The sequence below is a fragment of the Streptomyces sp. NPDC012935 genome (genome assembly GCF_042900345.1).
In the GTDB taxonomy this organism is placed as follows: Bacteria; Actinomycetota; Actinomycetes; order Streptomycetales; family Streptomycetaceae; genus Streptomyces.
Genome location: NZ_JBIBBC010000001.1, coordinates 539105 through 555521, shown reverse-complemented (window position 1 = coordinate 555521; position 16417 = coordinate 539105). Strand labels below are relative to the sequence as shown.

The following is a 16417-nucleotide window of genomic DNA, read 5'->3' as shown; positions in this document are numbered from 1 at the left end:
GATATGAAACACGTGGCAGACGGTGGCGAGACCCCGGAGACGGTCGACACCCGCCTCGGTGTCCGCCTGGCCGAGCTGCGGGCCGAACGCGGCTGGTCACTCGGCGAGCTGGCGGAGCGCAGCGGCATCAGCCGCTCGACCCTGTCCCGGGCCGAGCGGGCGGAGATCAGCCCCACCGCCTCGCTGCTGAACCGCCTGTGCAACGTCTACGGCCGGACCATGTCCCAGCTGCTCAGCGAGGTCGAGTCCGAGCCCGCGCTGTCGGTACGCGCGGCCGAGCAGCCGGTGTGGGAGGACCGTTCCTCCGGGTTCGTACGACGGTCCGTGTCGCCGCCGCACCCCGGGCTGCGCGCCGAACTCGTCGAGGGCCGGCTCACCGAGGGCGCCGACATCGCGTACGACCGGCCGCCCGTGCCGGGACTGGAGCAGCACATCTGGGTGCTGGAGGGGGCGCTCGACGTGACGGTTCAGGATGCCGAGCACCATCTCGACGCCGGAGACTGTCTTCGGATGCGGGTGTGGGGGCCCACGCGGTTCCGGTGCGCGGGGCCCGCACCGGTGCGGTACGTGCTGGCGGTGGTGCTGCCGTGATCGTGACGCGCCTGGACGAAGGCCAACTGCTGGGCCGGGCCGGGGACTTGGCCGACCTGCTGGTGGACACCGTGGACGACGGCGCCTCCGTCGGATTCCTCGCACCCCTCGACCGTGCGGCGGCCGAGGCCTGGTGGCAGGAGCGCGCGGTGGCCGTCGGCGCCGGGCGGCTGGCGGTGTGGGTGGCATGCCGGGGCGCGCGTGTGGTCGGCACGGTCAGCCTGGCCTTCGCCGACAAGCCCAACAGTGGCCACCGGGCCGAGCTGGTCAAGCTGATGGTGCACCGGGAGGCGCGGGGACAGGGCCTTGGCCGCCGGCTCTTGTCGATCGCGGAAGCGGCGGCGATCGGCGCCGGCGTCACTCTGCTCCACCTGGACACCGAGACCGACAGCCTCGCCGAGCGCCTGTACGCCTCGGCCGGCTGGTCCCGGGCCGGGGTGATCCCCGACTACGCCGCGAGCCCGGCCGGAGTGCTGCGGCCCACGACGATCTACTTCAAGCACGTGTGACCGGACGACCCCTGTGCCGGTGCCGTTGTCAGTGCCGCCTGGAACACTCACCGTCGTTGATCGACCAGAGGGCCGAACGGGCCCTGCACCAAGGGGGATTGCCCGACATGAGTGTGACCATCTCGTTCATCAGCGCGACCACGGAGGAACTGGACAGGGCGGAGAAGGAGCCGAGTTGGGCCGAGGAATTCGTCGACTCGCTGTACGACAGTGATGTCTACCCGTCGCAGGACCGCCCGGACAGCGGGCCGGACAAGGCATGGGCCGGCCTCCAGTTCCTGTTCGACGAGGCGGAGGTGGGCCCTGAGTTCCTGATGGACGGATTCATGATCCAGGAGGACGGAACCCTGTTCGGCTGGACCGCCGAGCAAATAGCGCACCTGGCACGGCAGCTGGGGGCGACCCCCTGGAAGCAGCTGGCGGCGCACTACGACCCGGTGCGGATGACGGAGGCGGACGTGTACCCCAATGTGTGGAGGTTCGACCCCGAGGGCGAGCTGGGCTGGCTCGAGCGCCACTATGGGGAACTGGTCGCGTTCTTCGCCGCGGCGGCCGAGCGGGGCCACGGCGCCTTCATGAACTTCAGCTTCTAGGCTGCGGCCCTGGGGCGGGCCGGTCCGCTCACCAGGTGGTTGTCAGTGGCAGCCGCTACCGTGCCTGTCATGCCGGACGCCGAAGACGTACGCCGTATCGCCCTGTCCCTGCCGGACACGACGGAGAAGATCGCCTGGAGCATGCCCACGTTCCGGGTCGCGGGCAAGATGTTCGCCACACTGCCCGAGGACGAGACCTCCATCGCCGTGCGCTGCCCCAAGGAGGAGCGCGACGAACTGGTGCTGGCCGAGCCGGACAAGTTCTGGATCGCGGACCACGAGGCGCAGTTCGCCTGGGTGAGGGCGTGGCTCACCGCCCTGGAGGACGAGGACGAACTGCGCGACATCCTCGCCGACTCCTGGCGCCAGGCGGCACCGTCGAGCCTGCTGGAGGCACATCCCGAGTTGGGGCTGCCGGCGGGGGAGTGAGGCGAGTGGGGCGTCGCCAGTGCACCCTGTCATGACCGGAAGGCGCAAGCGGATGAACGGGCGGGTTGGATCACACCCGGTGTGGTCGCGTGACTTCGGCCTGTTCTTCGTCGCCCGGGCCGTCGCCCAACTCGGCGACACCATGCTGCCGGTGGCCCTCGCCGCGGGCCTGCTGCAGCACGGGTACGGCGCCGGAGCCGTCGGCCTCGCCCTGGCCGCGACGTCCGCGGCCTTCGCCGGGCTCATCGTCTTCGGCGGGGTGATCGCCGACCGCTTCAGCACCCGCAAGCTGATGATCGGCGCCGACCTGGTCCGCCTGGGCACCCAGTCACTGGCCGCCGTGCTCTTCTTCTCCGGGCATGTCGTGCTGTGGCAGGTCTGCGCGATCGGCTTCGTCAACGGAGCGGCGGGCGCCGTGTTCCAGCCCGGCGTCGCCGGCACGGTGCCCCGGCTCGCAGCCGACGTCCAGGGCGCGAACGGTGCCATACGCGTCGCCGAGGCCGTGGCCCAACTCGCCGGACCGGCCCTCGCCGGTGTGCTCGTCGGTTTCGCGTCACCCGGCGGCGTGTTCGCGGCCCACGCGACCACCTACGCGGTGAGCGCCCTGTGCCTCCTGCTGCTCCGCCTGCCCCCACCGGTCCGCCCGCTTGGCGACCGCGCAGTCCGCGGGGCCAGGGCCTTCCGGGCCGATCTGGCGGAAGGCTGGCGGGAGTTCAGGGCTCGCACCTGGCTCTGGGGCGTCATAGCCATCTGGTGCGTGTACATGATCGCCGTGTGGGGACCGACCGTTCCGCTCGTGGCGACGGAGGTGGTCCAGCAGCACGGACCGCGCGCCTACGGCCTGATCAACTCCGCCCTCGGCGCGGGCACCGTCGTGGGCGGCCTGCTCGCGCTGCGGCTGCGCCCGCGCCGTATGCTCCGCGCCGGCGCGATCGCGCTCTTCGCCTTCGCCGGTTTCCCCCTGACGGTCGGCGCCGGCCTCGATGTTCCGGCCATGGCGGCCGGAGCCGCTGTCGCCGGGGCGGGCATGGCCTTCTGGAGCGTGATGTGGGCGACCAGTGTCCAGACGCAGGTCCCGGCCGACGTCCTCAACCGCATCCACGCCTACGACGTGGCGGGCTCCCTGGCGATGATGCCGGTCGGCCAGGCCCTGGCGGGCCCGGCCGCGGCCACCATCGGCACGGACCACGTACTCCTGGTCGCCGGAGGTGTGAGCCTTGTCGTCGTGGCCGCCCTGCTCTCGGTTCGTCCGATCCGTGACCTGGTGCGGGCCGACACCCCGACGACCGTCGGACCGGCCCCGTCTCCAGCCCCGGCCGCGACAGGCGAGGGCATGTGCTCCGAGCGGACCTGAAGCCGCCGGGCACGCAGAAACGCGTGCGCGACCACCGACCCGAGTGCGGTATTGTTTCCATGCACGTTCGGCCGGGGGAAACCCCAGGTCAGACGGGCACCGGGACGTGGCGCAGCTTGGTAGCGCACTTGACTGGGGGTCAAGGGGTCGCAGGTTCAAATCCTGTCGTCCCGACGGTGCGAAGGGTCTTCGCAGGCGAGAGCCTGTGAGGGCCCTTTTCCGCTTGGCTTCCGGGTGACCGGGCACTCAGCCGGTGGCGGCGCCGAACCACCTCGGCAGATGGCCGAGCATGTCCCGCTGATCCTGACCGGTCCAGGCCACCTGGCCGTCCGGCCGCAGCAGCACCGCGGGCACGTCCAGTTCCTCGCCGGTGTCCACCACGTGGTCGATCCGATCCGCCGGCCCGCCACCGAGAGCCGGCCCGTCCGGTCGAGCAGGAGTCCGCGGCCGCCGCGCATCAGTTCATGGAGGCGGCCCTGCTTCAGCTGCACGTCCCGCAGCCGTCGGCCGAGCAGTTCGTGGCCCTCGCCGAAGTCGTAGTGGACCCCGAGCGCGGTGATCGCCGCCCACGATGATCATGTCGATCATCGGGCGACGAGGCCGCCGTCCGGCGGTTCAGATCACGCAGCCCACATGCGCCAGCGCCTGCTTGAGCAGCACCCCGTGGCCGCCCGGCATCTCGCTCTGCACCGCCGGGGACAGAGCCTCCTGCGGGCTGAACCAGACCAGGTCGAGGGCGTCCTGGCGGGGCCGGCAGTCGCCGGTCACCGGGACGACGTAGGCGAGGGAGACCGCGTGCTGGCGCGGGTCGTGGTACGGCGTGACGCCCTGGGTGGGGAAGTACTCCGCGACGGTGAAGGGCTGGAGAGAGGTCGGGACCCGGGGGAGCGCCACCGGGCCGAGGTCCTTCTCCAGGTGCCGCAGGAGGGCGTCGCGGACGCGCTCGTGGTGCAGCACGCGGCCGGAGACCAGGGTCCGGCTGACCGTTCCGTCCGGTCCGATGCGCAGCAGCAGGCCGATGCTGGTGACCTCGCCGCTGTCGTCGACCCGCACCGGCACGGCCTCGACGTACAGGATCGGCATACGCGCGCGTGCCGACTCCAGCTCGTCGGAGGACAGCCAGCCGGGCGTGGTCTCGGTCATGTCAGACATTGCTTGATCATACTTTCCGGGATTGCGAACGCTCAGTCGCGAGGCGGGCGGGGCTCGAGGGCGGGGGCAGGGGCGGGGTCGGGTTCGGGGGCGGGAAGTCCGTAGAGGCGGCGGGCGTTGTCGCCGGCCGCCCACGCCGCGATCCGCAGCGCGTCCGGCAGGCCCAGCTCGTCGGCGTCCACCCTGTCCTGGAGCAGTTCGCCCAGGCCGCGGCGGAACGCCAGAGCGCCGAGCTGGTAGAACTCCGCCAGACCATACGCGTCGGAGGCGTACAGCAGCTTGCGGAAGGGAGTGATCTCCATCGCCTCCGCCAGGATCGCCCGGGACCGGGCGGGGCCGACGTGGTGCAGGGTGAGGCCGACGTCGAGATACACCTCCTCGAAGACCGCCGCCAGGTAGGCGGCCTGGCGCTGATAGGGCCAGCAGTGCAGGAGCAGCACCGGAATCGTGCCCTTGATCAGGCGTAGCCAGTCCGTCAGGCGGGTCGGGTCCACGCGGTGCAGGCGGATGTCGTTGTCGCCGAACCCGGTGTGGAGCTGGAGGGGGCGTCCCAGGTCGACCGCCGTCCACAGCAGATGGCGTACCAGGACCGGGTCGGTCAGGCGGCCGCCGCTCGCCAGCCACTGCCGGGCCGCCGCGGTGACCAGCGCGTCCGAGGGGCGCGCCGGGTCCAGGTCGAAGCCGGTCCGGTAGGCGGCCACCGACTTCACGGCCACCACGCCCTCACGCCGTACGGCCTCCTCGGCGGCCGTGGGGAAGGCGGTGGCGTAGGCATCCGGTTCTACCCCCCGGGCCGCGAGCGCCTCGGCGACCGCCTCCAGCCGTACGACCTCGTACGCGGTCGCGTCGGCGGCCTCCGCCAGCTCCTGGGGCGTGGTCAGGCGCTGCGGGGTGTAGCCGGTGTCGACGCAGAACACGTCCGTCCCGGCGGCGGCGAGCAGCCGGCGGTCCACCTCGCGCCGGCCCAGCTCCGCACGCCGGGCCAGATACGCGTCGGCGGGGGCGTGCCGCGGCAGATCCAGCAGGGGTGCGCAGTGGCGGCGTACGGCCACACCGGCCGGGGTGTCGAAGGACGAGATGCCGGGCCAGCGGTCGCCCTCGGTGAGCAGGGATTCGAAGCCGTCCCTGTCCAGCTCGGCGGTGACGATGCCGTGGCAGTGGTGGTCCACCAGCGGCAGCGCCGCGAGCGCCTCGTGGACCGGCCCGGTGGCGCCCACGTCAGTACTTCCAGCGGTACGCCGCCGCCACCTGGTCGTCGTCCAGACCGGCGACGGCCTCGACCTCGCCCTGCCGTACGGCGATCACGGCGTCGGCGAGGACGGGGCCCAGCGCGGCCCGCAGCGGCTCGTTCGTACGGAACTCCCGCACGGCCTCCGCGAGCGACGTCGGCAGCCGGCGGACACCTCGGGCAGCCGCCGCCTGAGCGTCCAGGTGCGCCGGGTCGCCGGTGATCTCCCCGGGCAGCCGCGCGTCCGACGTCAGTCCGTCCAGCCCGGCGGCGATCAGGCAGCCGAGGGCGAGATACGGGTTGGCGGCCAGGTCGACCGGCTTGACCTCCAGGTTGGCCGCATCGGCGCGACGGCCTGCCGTACCCGTGACGACACGCAGCCCTGCCTCCCGCGTCTCCAGGCCCCACGCGGTGAACACTCCGGCCCACTGCGAGGGTCTGAGCCGCAGGTGACTCGCCGGGCTCGGCGCGGTCACCGCCGTGAGGGCGGGGAGGTGGGCGAGGATGCCGGCCGCGAAGGACTCGGCCTCGGGTCGCATGCCGTGGCGGCGGTCACCGCCCGCGTGGAGATTGATCCCCTCGCGCCAGGCGGAGAGGTGGACGTGGCCGCCGTTGCCGACGCCCTGGCCGAGGACCGCGGGGGCGAAGGACACCGCGAGCCCGTGGCGCTGGGCCACCGCCCGGATCGTCTGCCGCACCAGCACGCTGCGGTCCGCCGCCGCCACCGGATCGAGCGCGGCCACCGACAGCTCGAACTGTCCCGCCGCGTACTCCGGATGGAACTGGTCGACCTCGACCCCCTGCCGCGCGAGCGCCGCCAGCAGCTCGGCGGCACAGTCGCTCAACTCGACCTGGCGGACCGCGCTGTACGCCGGACCCGTGACCGCCGGCACGAACTCGCCGTCGGGCCCCGGGGGTTGAGCGACGGCCCACTCGATCTCGATGCTCGCCTTGAACGTGACGTCCTGCTGCTCGGCGGCCTCGAGGACCGTCCGTCGCAGGAAGGTGCGGCTGCACGCGGGATGCCGCTCGCCCTCCTGCGTGATCCGGTCGACCGGCGCCCACGCCCAGCCGGGCTGTGCGGACAGCTCCACCAGCAGGTCGAGGTCGGGGTAGAGGCGCAGGTCGCCGTCCGGGGAGCCGAGGACGTCCGTGGTGACGATGGAGTCGCCGGCCAGGAAGGTGTCGAACACCGGCGACATCCCGACGCCCCAGGCCGCCGCGGAGGCCAGCTGCGCCGTCGGGACCGTCTTCACCCGGGCGATGCCCGCCGTGTCGACGTAGGCCAGGACGATCCCGTGCACGCCACGCCCGGACAGCTCGCCGCTCAGCGCGCCCGCCCGCTCTACGTCACCGGGACGGCCACCGGGGACGGGATCGGCAAGGGTGGTCATACGGTCTCCTCGACGAGCTCGGCCGGTCCGTTCCGGTTCGTGCCGCTCGGTTCCGGCACGTGTGGTCCCTGCTGGGCGTCAGGGTTTCACGGCGACCGCGCCGTACTGCGGCACCGCAGCGGGAGAGTCGGGGGCGCGCCACTGCGAGCAGGACACCATCCCCGGCTCCAGCAGCTCCAGCCCTTCGAAGAAGGCGGCGATGTCCGTGCCGCTGCGGGCCGTGATCGGCGGCGTGGCGTTCTCGTTCCAGAACTTCATCGCCGGGATCTGGCCCTCGCCGCCGAGCTCCGGGTCGAACGTCGGGTGCGTCAGGACCAGGTGACTGCCGGAGGGAACCGCGGCCAGGACGCGCCGCACGATTTCGCGGGCCTCGTCGTAGTCCAGGACGAAGTTGAGGATGCCCAGCATCATCACCGCGACCGGCTCGGTGAAGTCCAGGGTCTGCGCGGCGCGTTCGACGATGGCGTCCGGGTCGTGCACATCGGCGTCGATGTAGGCCGTGACGCCCTCGTGCGTGCCGGTCAGGAGCGTGCGGGCGTGCACGAGGACGATCGGGTCGTTGTCGACGTACACGATCCGTGAGTCGGGCGCGACGCGCTGGGCGATCTCGTGGGTGTTGTCCGCCGTCGGCAGTCCGGTGCCGATGTCGAGGAACTGCCGCACGCCCTGCTCCTCGGCCACGCAACGCACCGCCCGGCCGAGGAAGTCGCGGTCCGCGCGGGCGATGTCCCGGATGATCGGGAACATCCCCGCGACATGCTCGCCGACCTGCTGGTCGACCTCGTAGTTGTCCTTGCCGCCGATCCAGTAGTTCCACACGCGCGCGTTGTGCGCCACACCGGTGTTCAGCTTCGCCGACCCGCCCGACGGGGTGTGGCCATCACTCACGACTCGTCCTCTCCTCGCACGAACGACCGAAACCGGCCATCGCCGCCATTGTGCCGCTCCGTTGATCACGCTGTCCCGGGAATCGGCAGAGCCGGGAGGGCTGTTGGGGGCGGCAGTCCGCAGTACGGCGAGAGGGGGGATGCGCCGGCCGTGTTACTCGATCTCGCTGGGGCTCGAGGCGGGCGACTTCCCGGCCAGGACGTCGTTCAGGCGCTGGGTGCCGAGCTTGACCGCCTGCTCCACGGAGTCGTGCTCGTCCCCGTCGAGGCCGCCCGCCGTGACGGTGATCGCGTCGTTGCCGACACGTACGGCGGCGACGTCGAGGGTCAGCGTGGCCTCCTCGCCGCCGGTCGTGCCCTGCACCGTCACGCGCAGGCCCTCGCGGGCGTCGCCCACGGCGGGCAGCGAGGTCTCGATGACCTGGACGGTGCGCTCCTCGCCGTTCTCGGTCATCGTGAACTGGTCGCACTCGTCCGGCAGCTTCGCCATCCAGTTCAACGAGTCCTGCGGGTCGGTGCGGTCGTAGGACGCGACCTGGTACAGCAGCCGCGAGTCGTCCTGGGTGAAGCCGCGCAGCGCGTTCGCTCCCGACGGCTTGCCCAGCAGATCGTCGTCGTAGAGCGAATCCATGAGCCGCTGGCAGTCGGCGGCGTCGGCCTTGGCGGTGAGGAAGTCCGAGACGTCCACCGTGCCGATGAGCAGGCTGTCGTGCCAGTTCTCGGCCTCGGTGTCCTTGACCTGGGTCCAGTTGTCCTCGATGTCCGCCTCGGTGATCAGCGCGGTCTGTGCGCCGGACTCGGTGAGGGCGGCTCCCCCAGTGGGAGATCCGGTGGTGGTGGGCGAGCCTGTCGTGGTCGGCGAGCCCGTCGCGGTGGGGGAGCCGGTCGTGGTGGGGGAGCCGGTCGGCTGCTTCCTGGCGGCGGGGGACGCGGTGATGCCCGAGCCCCGCGAGCCGTCTTTGTCGCCGTCGTCCGAGCAGGCGGCGGTGGCCAGCAGCGTTCCTGCCGCCAGGGCCGATGAGAGGACGCGGACGAGTCGGGGCGTGCGACGGGACATCGGGGTGCCTCCTGAGAGCGTGACGAGTGTCCTCAGCGCACCACCGGAACCCCCGGCCCACCACCGGCACCAGCCCGTTCGAGTGACCGCCCCGGGGGGCGCCTACGCGCATAACCCGGGGGCCATCCTCGGCGTTCGTACAGCCGAGGGCGACCTGGGGGCGCGGTTCCCCGCGCCCCTCGAGGCGTTGCGGTACCGCGCGTGCTGCGCGGGCTGTTCAATGAGAGCGAACAGTCCTGCCCGCCGAGAGGAGCCTCCATGCCCCCCGCCGCCGTCCCGCCGGTAGGCACCCGTATCCGGCAGGCCCGCCTGGCGCGCGGGACGAGCCTGCGGGCGCTCGCGCGGGAGGTCGGCGTATCGGCGAGCCTCATCTCGCAGATCGAGAACGGCAAGAGCCAGCCCTCGGTCAGCACCCTCTACGCCATCACCACAGCCCTCGGCATCTCCATCGAAGCCCTCTTCGAGGCCGGCGATGCTGCGACAGCCTCCCCGGCGGCGGCAGCCCCCGGCACTGTCCTGCACTCCCTCGCCGCTTTCGCCGCCGACCCGGGTCGCCGGATCGGTCCGCTGGTCACGCCGGAGGAGCGGGAGGTGCTGGAGCTGGACTCGGGCGTGGTGTGGGAGCGTCTCGGCCATGTTCCCGGCAGCGACGTCGACTTCCTGCTCGTGACCTACCGGCCCGGCGGGGCATCCTCCAGCTCCGGTGGCCTCATGCGTCACACCGGCACCGAATACGGCTGCCTGACCTCGGGTGAGCTGATCCTCACCCTCGGTTTCGACGAGTACACGCTGCGTCCGGGCGACGCCGTCTGCTTCGAGTCGACGACCCCGCACCGCTACCGCAATGATGGTGACGTGCCGGCTACAGGCATCTGGTTCGTGTCCAGTGTTGTTCAGTGAGACTTGACACTCGCCGCGTACAGTCGTTGACTCCGAAGCGGGGGTGGTCGCCATGGCGATCCGCACTTTCGGACCCAATGCCGTCGACTGGGAAGAGCGCGTCGACCTGGACCGGCTGCGCAGACAGCGGCTGGCTCGCCTGGGCGAGACCCTGAACCGCTCCGATCTCGGCGCGGTGCTCAGCTTCGACTTCGCCAACATCCGCTACATGACGGCCACGCACATCGGCACCTGGGCGATGGACAAGCTGATCCGCTTCGCCCTGCTGGTGCGCGGCGGCGAGCCGATCGTCTGGGACTTCGGCTCCGCAGCCCGGCACCACCAGCTCTACAACCCGTGGCTCGACTACAGCGACGGCAAGGAAGGCCCGCCCACCGGCGCCCGCGCCGGCATCTCCACACTGCGCGGTGCCTTCCACCCGCAGGCCCAGATCGCCGCGGACGTCGCAGCGAAGATCGCCACCGAACTGCGGGCACACGGCCTTGCCGACGAGCCGCTCGGCATCGACGTCGTCGAGATGCCGGTCCTCACCGCCCTGCGCGCCGAGGGCATCGAGGTCGTCGACGGACAGCAGGTCTTCCTGGAGGCCCGCCGCCTCAAGACCCCGGACGAGATCTCCCTGCTCACCCAGGCCTGCGCGATGGTCGACGCCGCCTACGAGGAGCTGTACGGCTATCTGCGCCCCGGCGTGCGCGAGAACGAGTGTGTCGGGGTGGTCAGCAAGGTGCTGTACGACCTCGGCAGCGAGTACGTCGAAGGCGTCAACGCGATCTCCGGCGAGCGCTGCTCACCTCACCCGCACGTCTACAGCGACCGTCTGATCCGTCCCGGCGACCCCGCCTTCTTCGACATCCTGCACAGCCACCTCGGCTACCGCACCTGCTACTACCGCACCTTCGCGGTCGGCAGCGCCTCCCGCGCCCAGCGCGACGCCTATGTGCGCTGCCGCGAGTACATGGACCAGGCCATCGACCTCGTCCGCCCCGGCGCCACCACCGCCGACATCGTGCAGGTCTGGCCGCGCGCCGAGGAGTTCGGCTTCGCCGACGAGACCGCCGCGTTCGCTCTCCAGTACGGCCACGGCGTCGGCCTGTCGATCTGGGAGAAGCCGATCTTCAGCCGACTGGTCTCCCTCGACCACCCAGAGGTGCTCGAGGAGGGCATGGTGTTCGCGCTGGAGACGTACTGGCCCGCCGCCGACGGCTGGTCCGCCGCCCGCATCGAGGAGGAAGTGGTCGTCACCGCCGACGGCTGCGAGGTCATCACCAAGTTCCCGGCGGAGGAACTGCTGGTGGCGGGCCGCAAGTACTGGACGGTCGGCGGTGAGCTGAACACCCGGCGCGAGTCGCAGTCCCACCTCAACACCTCGCGCGACACACCTCCGGACACCTCCCGCAGCACCTCCCGTGGCGACGGGTCCCGCTGATGGAACCGGCCGGACTCCTCGCCGCCTACGAGCAGATGACCGTCATCCGCCGTACGGAGAAGGCCGCCCACGACCTCTTCCTCCAGGGCCTCGTCAAAGGCACCACCCACCTCGCCGCCGGACACGAGGCCATCGCGGTCGGCGCGAGCGCCGCCCTGCGCCCCGACGACTACGTCTTCGCCACCTACCGGGGGCACCATCACGCGTTGGCGCGCGGGGCCACCCCCGAGGAGTGCCTCGCCGAACTCATGAGCCGGGCAACGGGGTTGTGCGGGGCCAAGGGCGGCTCCATGCACCTGACCAAGGCCTCCACCGGCATGCTCGGGTCGTACGCCATCGTCGGCTCCCACCTCCCGATGGCGGTCGGCGCCGCCTGGTCGGCCCGGCTGCGCGGCACCGAACAGCTGGCGGTCGCCTTCTTCGGCGACGGCGCCACCAACATCGGCGCCTTCCACGAAGCACTCAACCTGGCCGCCGTGTGGAAGCTGCCGGTGCTGTTCGTCTGCGAGAACAACCTCTACATGGAGTACACGCCGATCGTCGATGTCACGGCGGTGCCCCGGCCCGCCGCCGACCGGGCGCCCGCCTACGGCATCCCGGGCGAGGTCGTGGACGGCAACGACGTCCTCGCGGTCGAGGAGGCGGTGGCCCGGTACGCGGCTCGGGCCCGGGCAGGAGACGGGCCCGCGCTGCTGGAGGCGCTGACCTACCGCCACTTCGGGCACAGCCGCTCCGATCCGGCCACCTACCGCCCCGCCGAGGAGGTCGAACGCTGGCTCAGGCACGACCCGTTGGACCTGGCGCGGGGCCGGCTCGTGGAGATGGGGGTGCCGGAGGCGGTGATCGGCGAGGCGGACGACCGGGCAACCTCCCTCGTCCAGAAGGCGGTCGAGGCCGCGAAGGCGGCGCCCGCGCCCTCTCCGGACGAGGCGTTCACCGACGTATGGGCGGACGGGGGTGCGGCGTGGCGGACGTGATCAGTTATCGGGAGGCGGTCGCCGAGGGCATCGCGCGGGAGATGCGGCGCGATCCGTCCGTTGTGTGCCTGGGCGAGGACATCGGTGCGGCGGGCGGCGTGTTCAAGACGACCGTCGGGCTGTTCGACGAGTTCGGGCCCGAGCGGGTGTGGGACACGCCGATCTCCGAACAGGCCATCGTGGGGGCGGCCATGGGCGCCGCGATGACCGGGATGCGGCCGGTCGCCGAGATCATGTTCTCCGACTTCCTGGCCTGCTGCTGGGACTACCTCGCCAACGAGATCCCCAAGGTGCGGTACATGACGGGCGGCCAGGTCACCGTCCCGCTCGTGGTGCGCACCGCCAACGGCGGCGGGCTCGGCTTCGGCGCGCAGCACTCCCAGGCGACCGAGAACTGGACGCTCACCGTGCCCGGTCTGAAGATCGCCGCACCGGCGACTCCCGCCGACGTGACCGGCATGATGGCGGCGGCGATCCGCAGCGACGACCCGGTCGTCTTCTTCGAGCACAAGGCGCTGCTCGCCTCCAAGGGCGCGCCCGCACCGCCGGACCATGTCGTCGAGCTGGGCCGGGCCGCAGTCGTCCGCGAGGGCGCCGACGTCACCCTCGTCGCCCTCGCCTCCATGGTGCCGCTCGCGCTGAAGGCCGCCGACCTGCTGGCCGGCGAGGGCATCGAGGCGGAGGTCGTGGACCTGCGCTGTCTGGTGCCGCTGGACATGAGCACCGTGCTCGCGTCGCTCGGGCGGACCTCGCGGCTCGTCACCGTCGAGGAGAACCCGTACCAGGGCGGCTGGGGCGCGACGGTCGTCTCGGTCGTCGCGGACGAGGGATTCGGCCTGCTGGACGCGCCCGTCAGGCGGGTGGCGGGGGAGTGCGTTCCGCTGCCGTTCGCCGACGCGCTGGAGGAACGGGTGATCCCCACCGTCGACAAGGTCGTCACGGCCGTGAGGACCCTCACCGCCTATTGAACGTCCCGTCCGAAACACCGCATGGGAGGAAGAGCGATGCCCGATCGGATACTCCTGCGAGCCGGTCACGTGCTGTCGATGGACCCCGCTGTCGGGGACCTCCCGCAGGGGGACGTCCTCATCGAGGACGGGAGGATCACGGCGGTGGAGCCGGACATCAGCGCCGACGCGGAAGTGCTCGACATGAGCGGCCGTATCGTGATCCCCGGCTTCGTCGACACCCACCGCCACACCTGGGAGACGTCGATCCGCAATGTCGCCCCCGACGCCACCCTGGACGACTACTTCGTCGACATCCTCGACTCCTTCGCGCCGCTGTACACCCCCGAGGACGTGTACGCGGCCAACCTCGCGGGATCGCTGGAGTGCCTCAACGCAGGCATCACGACCCTCGTCGACTGGTCCCACATCAACAACACACCCGAGCATCCCGACGCCGCGATCCAGGCGCTCAAGGAGATCGGCATCCGCGCGCAGTACGCGTACGGCAGCGCCAACACCTCACTGGCCGACTACTGGTTCGACAGTAAGATCGCGATCCCGGGCGACGACGTACGACGCATCCGCAGCGCCCACTTCTCCACCGACGACGGCCTGCTGACCATGGGCCTGGCCACCCGCGGCCCCGGCTTCTGCACCGACGACGTCGTCACCGCCGAGTGGGCCCTCGCCCGCGACCTGGGCATCCCGATCACCGTGCACGTGGCGATGGGCCGTCTGGCGGGCCGCTTCGGCATGGTCAAGCAGCTCCAGGGCCTGGGGCTGCTCGGCCCCGACACCACCTATGTCCACTGCTGCTACCTCAGCGAGGAGGAGTGGCAGCTGGTCGCCGACAGCGGCGGCACGGTTTCCATCGCACCGCAGGTCGAGGTGCAGATGGGGCACGGCTGGCCGCCCGTCATGAAGGCCATCGAGGTCGGACTGCGGCCCTCCTTGAGCATCGACGTCGTCACCACCGTGCCCGGCGACATGTTCACCCAGATCCGCGCGGCCTTCGGCGCCGAGCGCGCCCGGGTCAACGCCGACTGCTGGAAGGCCAACCTGCCCGTACCCGAAACGATACTGACAGCGCGTCAGATGCTGGAGATCGCGACACGCAACGGCGCGCACGTCGCGGGCGTCGAGGACCGCACCGGCTCCCTGACCCCCGGCAAGCGCGCCGACGTCGTCGCGATCGACGCCACCGCGCTGAACGTCGCGCCGGTGCACGACGCGGCCGCCGCGGTGACACTGTCGGCGGACGTCTCCAACGTCGACACGGTCATCGTCGACGGCGTGATCCGCAAGCGTGACGGCCGCCTCGTGGCCGACGTCGACCGGGCCCGCCGACTGGTCCAGGAGTCCCGCGACCGGCTCCTGGCCGCCAAGGAGGCGAAGAGCGCCGCATGACCCGACACCTGGTGCGCCGGGCCGCCGACGTCCCGGAGCCGCCCTACGACGAACTCGGCCACCGGCGCCGGGAGTTGGTCGGCGAGGGCGACGGCAGCGTGCACACCGGCTTCGGCCTGTGCGAGATGCGGCCCGACGGCCGGGTCGGCGCGCACGTGCACTCGTACGAGGAGAGCTTCCATGTCCTCGAGGGGGCCGTGATCCTCGATCTGCCCGAGGGGTCGTACCTCCTGGTAGTGGGCGACTACGGCCTCCTCCCGACCGGAGTCCCGCACGCCTGGCGCGGCGCCGGGAACACCGTCGGACGCTGGGCCGACATGCTCGCGCCGGTGCCGCGGGCCCGCTACGGGCACGACACCCAGGCGGTGCCCCCGCTGCCGGCCCGCGACCCCGTCCGCATCGACGTCCGCGACCCGCGCACCCGGTCCTTCGGCCACTTCGAGCCCGCGCAGATGGACCCCGGCAAGCAGGCGCAGGACCTGCTCGCGGTGTCGGCGAGCATGCGGACCGCGTTGCTCGTGTACAGCGGGATCACCGTGAAGATGATGGTCGACGGCGATCTCGGCGCGGTCGCCTCGACCATGTTCATGGTGCAGTACGCGCCGGACGGGGTGGCCGGCACGCACGACCATCCCTTCGAGGAGACGTACCTGTTCCTGGAGGGAGTCGCGGACGCCACCTTCGACGGTGAGCGGTACCGGCTCGGGCCCGGTGACCTCGCGTGGGCGGGCGCCGGTTGTGTGCACGGGTTCGCCAACGCGGGGGAGGGACCCCTGCGCTGGCTGGAGACCCAGGCGCCGCAGCCGCCGCCGCGGCACTCCTACCGGTTCACACGGGACTGGGAGTATCTGAGGGAGGCGCTGGGGTCATGAGCAGTGTGCTCGTCGTGGGCGGCACCTCCGGGATCGGCCGCGAGTTCGCCCGCTCCCGCGCACAGCGGGGTGACGAGGTGGTCCTCACCGGCCGCGACGCCCATCGCGCCGATACGGTGGCCAAGGAGATCGGCGCTGCTCAGGGCATCGCCCTGGAACTGTCGCAGCCTCGGGAGATCGCCGCCGCGCTGGCCGGCGTCGGGCGCCTGGACCACCTGGTGATCGCGGGCGTCTCCCGGGACGACAACCGGGTCACCGAGTACGACATCGACGCCGCCGTGCGACTCGTCACGCTCAAGCTCGTCGGCTACACCGAGGTCGTGCACGCCCTGTGCCCACGGCTGCACGACGACAGCGCGATCGTGCTCTTCGGGGGACAGGCCAAGGAGCGCCCGTACGTCGGTGCGACGACGGTGGCGACCGTCAACGCGGGCGTGGGCGGGCTGGTGAAGACCCTCGCCGTCGAGCTGGCGCCGGTACGGGTCAACGCCGTGCATCCCGGGGTCGTGGGGGACAGCCCGCACTGGCTGGCCAAGCCCGGCGAGGTGCTGGCGGGGCTGCGTGCCAGAACGCCCACCGGGCAGCTCGCCACGATGGCCGACGTCGTGGACGCGGTGGACTTCCTGCTGCGCAACCGGTCGGTCAACGCGGTCGAACTCGCGGTGGACGGAGGGTGGTTGCTCGGGTGAGC

The 16417-nt window shown here is 71.6% G+C and carries 17 protein-coding genes, 1 tRNA gene and 1 pseudogene; 13 read left to right on the top strand and 6 right to left on the bottom strand.

Annotation, left to right across the window (positions count from 1 at the left end; translation table 11 throughout):
- The first annotated feature begins 3 nt into the window (after nt 1–3).
- The 6 genes from ACFY5C_RS02430 (at nt 4) to ACFY5C_RS02405 (ending at nt 3650) form a co-directional block, all read left to right on the top strand.
- Nucleotides 4–591, top strand: coding sequence for a helix-turn-helix domain-containing protein (locus ACFY5C_RS02430; RefSeq protein WP_389439535.1), 588 nt, complete (start codon nt 4–6; stop codon nt 589–591).
- The gene (locus ACFY5C_RS02425) at nt 588–1100 is read left to right on the top strand and encodes a GNAT family N-acetyltransferase (protein WP_389439533.1); all 513 of its coding nucleotides are present in this window, start codon (nt 588–590) and stop codon (nt 1098–1100) included. Before ACFY5C_RS02430 ends, ACFY5C_RS02425 begins: the two co-directional genes overlap by 4 nt.
- Nucleotides 1101–1207: 107 nt before the next feature.
- On the top strand, nt 1208–1693 hold the full coding sequence (locus ACFY5C_RS02420; RefSeq protein WP_389439531.1) for a YfbM family protein: 486 nt from the start codon (nt 1208–1210) through the stop codon (nt 1691–1693).
- A gap of 69 nt (nt 1694–1762) precedes the next feature.
- Nucleotides 1763–2122 carry an MmcQ/YjbR family DNA-binding protein gene (locus ACFY5C_RS02415; protein ID WP_389439529.1) on the top strand — a complete coding sequence of 120 codons (360 nt, stop codon included), beginning with the start codon at nt 1763–1765 and terminating at the stop codon, nt 2120–2122.
- A 31-nt stretch (nt 2123–2153) separates the two neighbouring features.
- Nucleotides 2154–3476 (top strand): MFS transporter, encoded by a 1323-nt coding sequence (locus ACFY5C_RS02410; RefSeq protein WP_389439527.1) that lies wholly within the window; start codon nt 2154–2156, stop codon nt 3474–3476.
- 100 nt (nt 3477–3576) lie between these two features.
- A tRNA-Pro gene (locus ACFY5C_RS02405) sits at nt 3577–3650 on the top strand.
- A gap of 72 nt (nt 3651–3722) precedes the next feature.
- On the opposite strand, the pseudogene ACFY5C_RS02400 reads toward ACFY5C_RS02405, so the two are convergent.
- The 6 genes and pseudogenes from ACFY5C_RS02400 to ACFY5C_RS02375 form a co-directional block, all read right to left on the bottom strand.
- Nucleotides 3723–4036 (bottom strand): annotated as a pseudogene (locus ACFY5C_RS02400) (FAD-dependent oxidoreductase); the annotation flags it as partial.
- Between the two features lie 55 nt (nt 4037–4091).
- A complete protein-coding gene (locus ACFY5C_RS02395; protein ID WP_389440658.1) occupies nt 4092–4619 on the bottom strand; it encodes an NUDIX hydrolase family protein in 528 nt (175 codons plus the stop codon).
- A 41-nt stretch (nt 4620–4660) separates the two neighbouring features.
- Nucleotides 4661–5845: an amidohydrolase family protein gene (locus ACFY5C_RS02390; protein WP_389439525.1), complete on the bottom strand. Its 1185-nt coding sequence runs from the start codon at nt 5843–5845 to the stop codon at nt 4661–4663.
- A gap of 1 nt (nt 5846) precedes the next feature.
- Nucleotides 5847–7250, bottom strand: coding sequence for a glutamine synthetase (locus ACFY5C_RS02385; protein ID WP_389439523.1), 1404 nt, complete (start codon nt 7248–7250; stop codon nt 5847–5849).
- Between the two features lie 78 nt (nt 7251–7328).
- Nucleotides 7329–8138, bottom strand: a complete 810-nt coding sequence (locus tag ACFY5C_RS02380) for an SAM-dependent methyltransferase (protein WP_389439522.1) — start codon at nt 8136–8138, stop codon at nt 7329–7331.
- A gap of 153 nt (nt 8139–8291) precedes the next feature.
- Nucleotides 8292–9194, bottom strand: coding sequence for a hypothetical protein (locus ACFY5C_RS02375; RefSeq protein WP_389439520.1), 903 nt, complete (start codon nt 9192–9194; stop codon nt 8292–8294).
- A gap of 258 nt (nt 9195–9452) precedes the next feature.
- On the opposite strand from ACFY5C_RS02375, the gene ACFY5C_RS02370 reads away from it, so the two are divergent.
- From ACFY5C_RS02370 to ACFY5C_RS02340, 7 genes are read left to right on the top strand one after another with little or no spacing between them, the layout of a single operon-like run.
- Entirely contained in the window at nt 9453–10094 is a 642-nt protein-coding gene (locus ACFY5C_RS02370) for a helix-turn-helix domain-containing protein (RefSeq protein WP_389439518.1), read from the top strand.
- Nucleotides 10095–10146: 52 nt separating this feature from the next.
- Nucleotides 10147–11520, top strand: a complete 1374-nt coding sequence (locus ACFY5C_RS02365) for a M24 family metallopeptidase (protein WP_389439516.1) — start codon at nt 10147–10149, stop codon at nt 11518–11520.
- Entirely contained in the window at nt 11520–12497 is a 978-nt protein-coding gene (locus ACFY5C_RS02360) for a thiamine pyrophosphate-dependent dehydrogenase E1 component subunit alpha (protein ID WP_389439514.1), read from the top strand. Before ACFY5C_RS02365 ends, ACFY5C_RS02360 begins: the two co-directional genes overlap by 1 nt.
- The gene (locus tag ACFY5C_RS02355) at nt 12485–13465 is read left to right on the top strand and encodes an alpha-ketoacid dehydrogenase subunit beta (protein ID WP_389439512.1); all 981 of its coding nucleotides are present in this window, start codon (nt 12485–12487) and stop codon (nt 13463–13465) included. The genes ACFY5C_RS02360 and ACFY5C_RS02355 overlap by 13 nt, the downstream gene beginning before the upstream one ends.
- 36 nt (nt 13466–13501) lie before the next feature.
- A complete protein-coding gene (locus tag ACFY5C_RS02350; protein ID WP_389439510.1) occupies nt 13502–14854 on the top strand; it encodes an amidohydrolase family protein in 1353 nt (450 codons plus the stop codon).
- Nucleotides 14851–15726: a cupin domain-containing protein gene (locus tag ACFY5C_RS02345; RefSeq protein WP_389439508.1), complete on the top strand. Its 876-nt coding sequence runs from the start codon at nt 14851–14853 to the stop codon at nt 15724–15726. The genes ACFY5C_RS02350 and ACFY5C_RS02345 overlap by 4 nt, the downstream gene beginning before the upstream one ends.
- Nucleotides 15723–16415, top strand: a complete 693-nt coding sequence (locus ACFY5C_RS02340; protein WP_389439506.1) for an SDR family oxidoreductase — start codon at nt 15723–15725, stop codon at nt 16413–16415. Before ACFY5C_RS02345 ends, ACFY5C_RS02340 begins: the two co-directional genes overlap by 4 nt.
- Nucleotides 16416–16417: the final 2 nt, after the last annotated feature.

What these genes read in the sequence shown, in the direction of transcription:
- ACFY5C_RS02385 (WP_389439523.1), bottom strand. Translation starts at nt 7,250, where the DNA reads ATGACCACCCTTGCCGATCCCGTCCCCGGTGGCCGTCCCGGTGACGTA.
- ACFY5C_RS02360 (WP_389439514.1), top strand. Translation starts at nt 11,520, where the DNA reads ATGGAACCGGCCGGACTCCTCGCCGCCTACGAGCAGATGACCGTCATC.
- ACFY5C_RS02430 (WP_389439535.1), top strand. Translation starts at nt 4, where the DNA reads ATGAAACACGTGGCAGACGGTGGCGAGACCCCGGAGACGGTCGACACC.
- ACFY5C_RS02415 (WP_389439529.1), top strand. Translation starts at nt 1,763, where the DNA reads ATGCCGGACGCCGAAGACGTACGCCGTATCGCCCTGTCCCTGCCGGAC.
- ACFY5C_RS02395 (WP_389440658.1), bottom strand. Translation starts at nt 4,619, where the DNA reads ATGACCGAGACCACGCCCGGCTGGCTGTCCTCCGACGAGCTGGAGTCG.
- ACFY5C_RS02370 (WP_389439518.1), top strand. Translation starts at nt 9,453, where the DNA reads ATGCCCCCCGCCGCCGTCCCGCCGGTAGGCACCCGTATCCGGCAGGCC.
- ACFY5C_RS02345 (WP_389439508.1), top strand. Translation starts at nt 14,851, where the DNA reads ATGACCCGACACCTGGTGCGCCGGGCCGCCGACGTCCCGGAGCCGCCC.
- ACFY5C_RS02350 (WP_389439510.1), top strand. Translation starts at nt 13,502, where the DNA reads ATGCCCGATCGGATACTCCTGCGAGCCGGTCACGTGCTGTCGATGGAC.
- ACFY5C_RS02365 (WP_389439516.1), top strand. Translation starts at nt 10,147, where the DNA reads ATGGCGATCCGCACTTTCGGACCCAATGCCGTCGACTGGGAAGAGCGC.
- ACFY5C_RS02375 (WP_389439520.1), bottom strand. Translation starts at nt 9,194, where the DNA reads ATGTCCCGTCGCACGCCCCGACTCGTCCGCGTCCTCTCATCGGCCCTG.
- ACFY5C_RS02410 (WP_389439527.1), top strand. Translation starts at nt 2,154, where the DNA reads ATGACCGGAAGGCGCAAGCGGATGAACGGGCGGGTTGGATCACACCCG.
- ACFY5C_RS02420 (WP_389439531.1), top strand. Translation starts at nt 1,208, where the DNA reads ATGAGTGTGACCATCTCGTTCATCAGCGCGACCACGGAGGAACTGGAC.
- ACFY5C_RS02340 (WP_389439506.1), top strand. Translation starts at nt 15,723, where the DNA reads ATGAGCAGTGTGCTCGTCGTGGGCGGCACCTCCGGGATCGGCCGCGAG.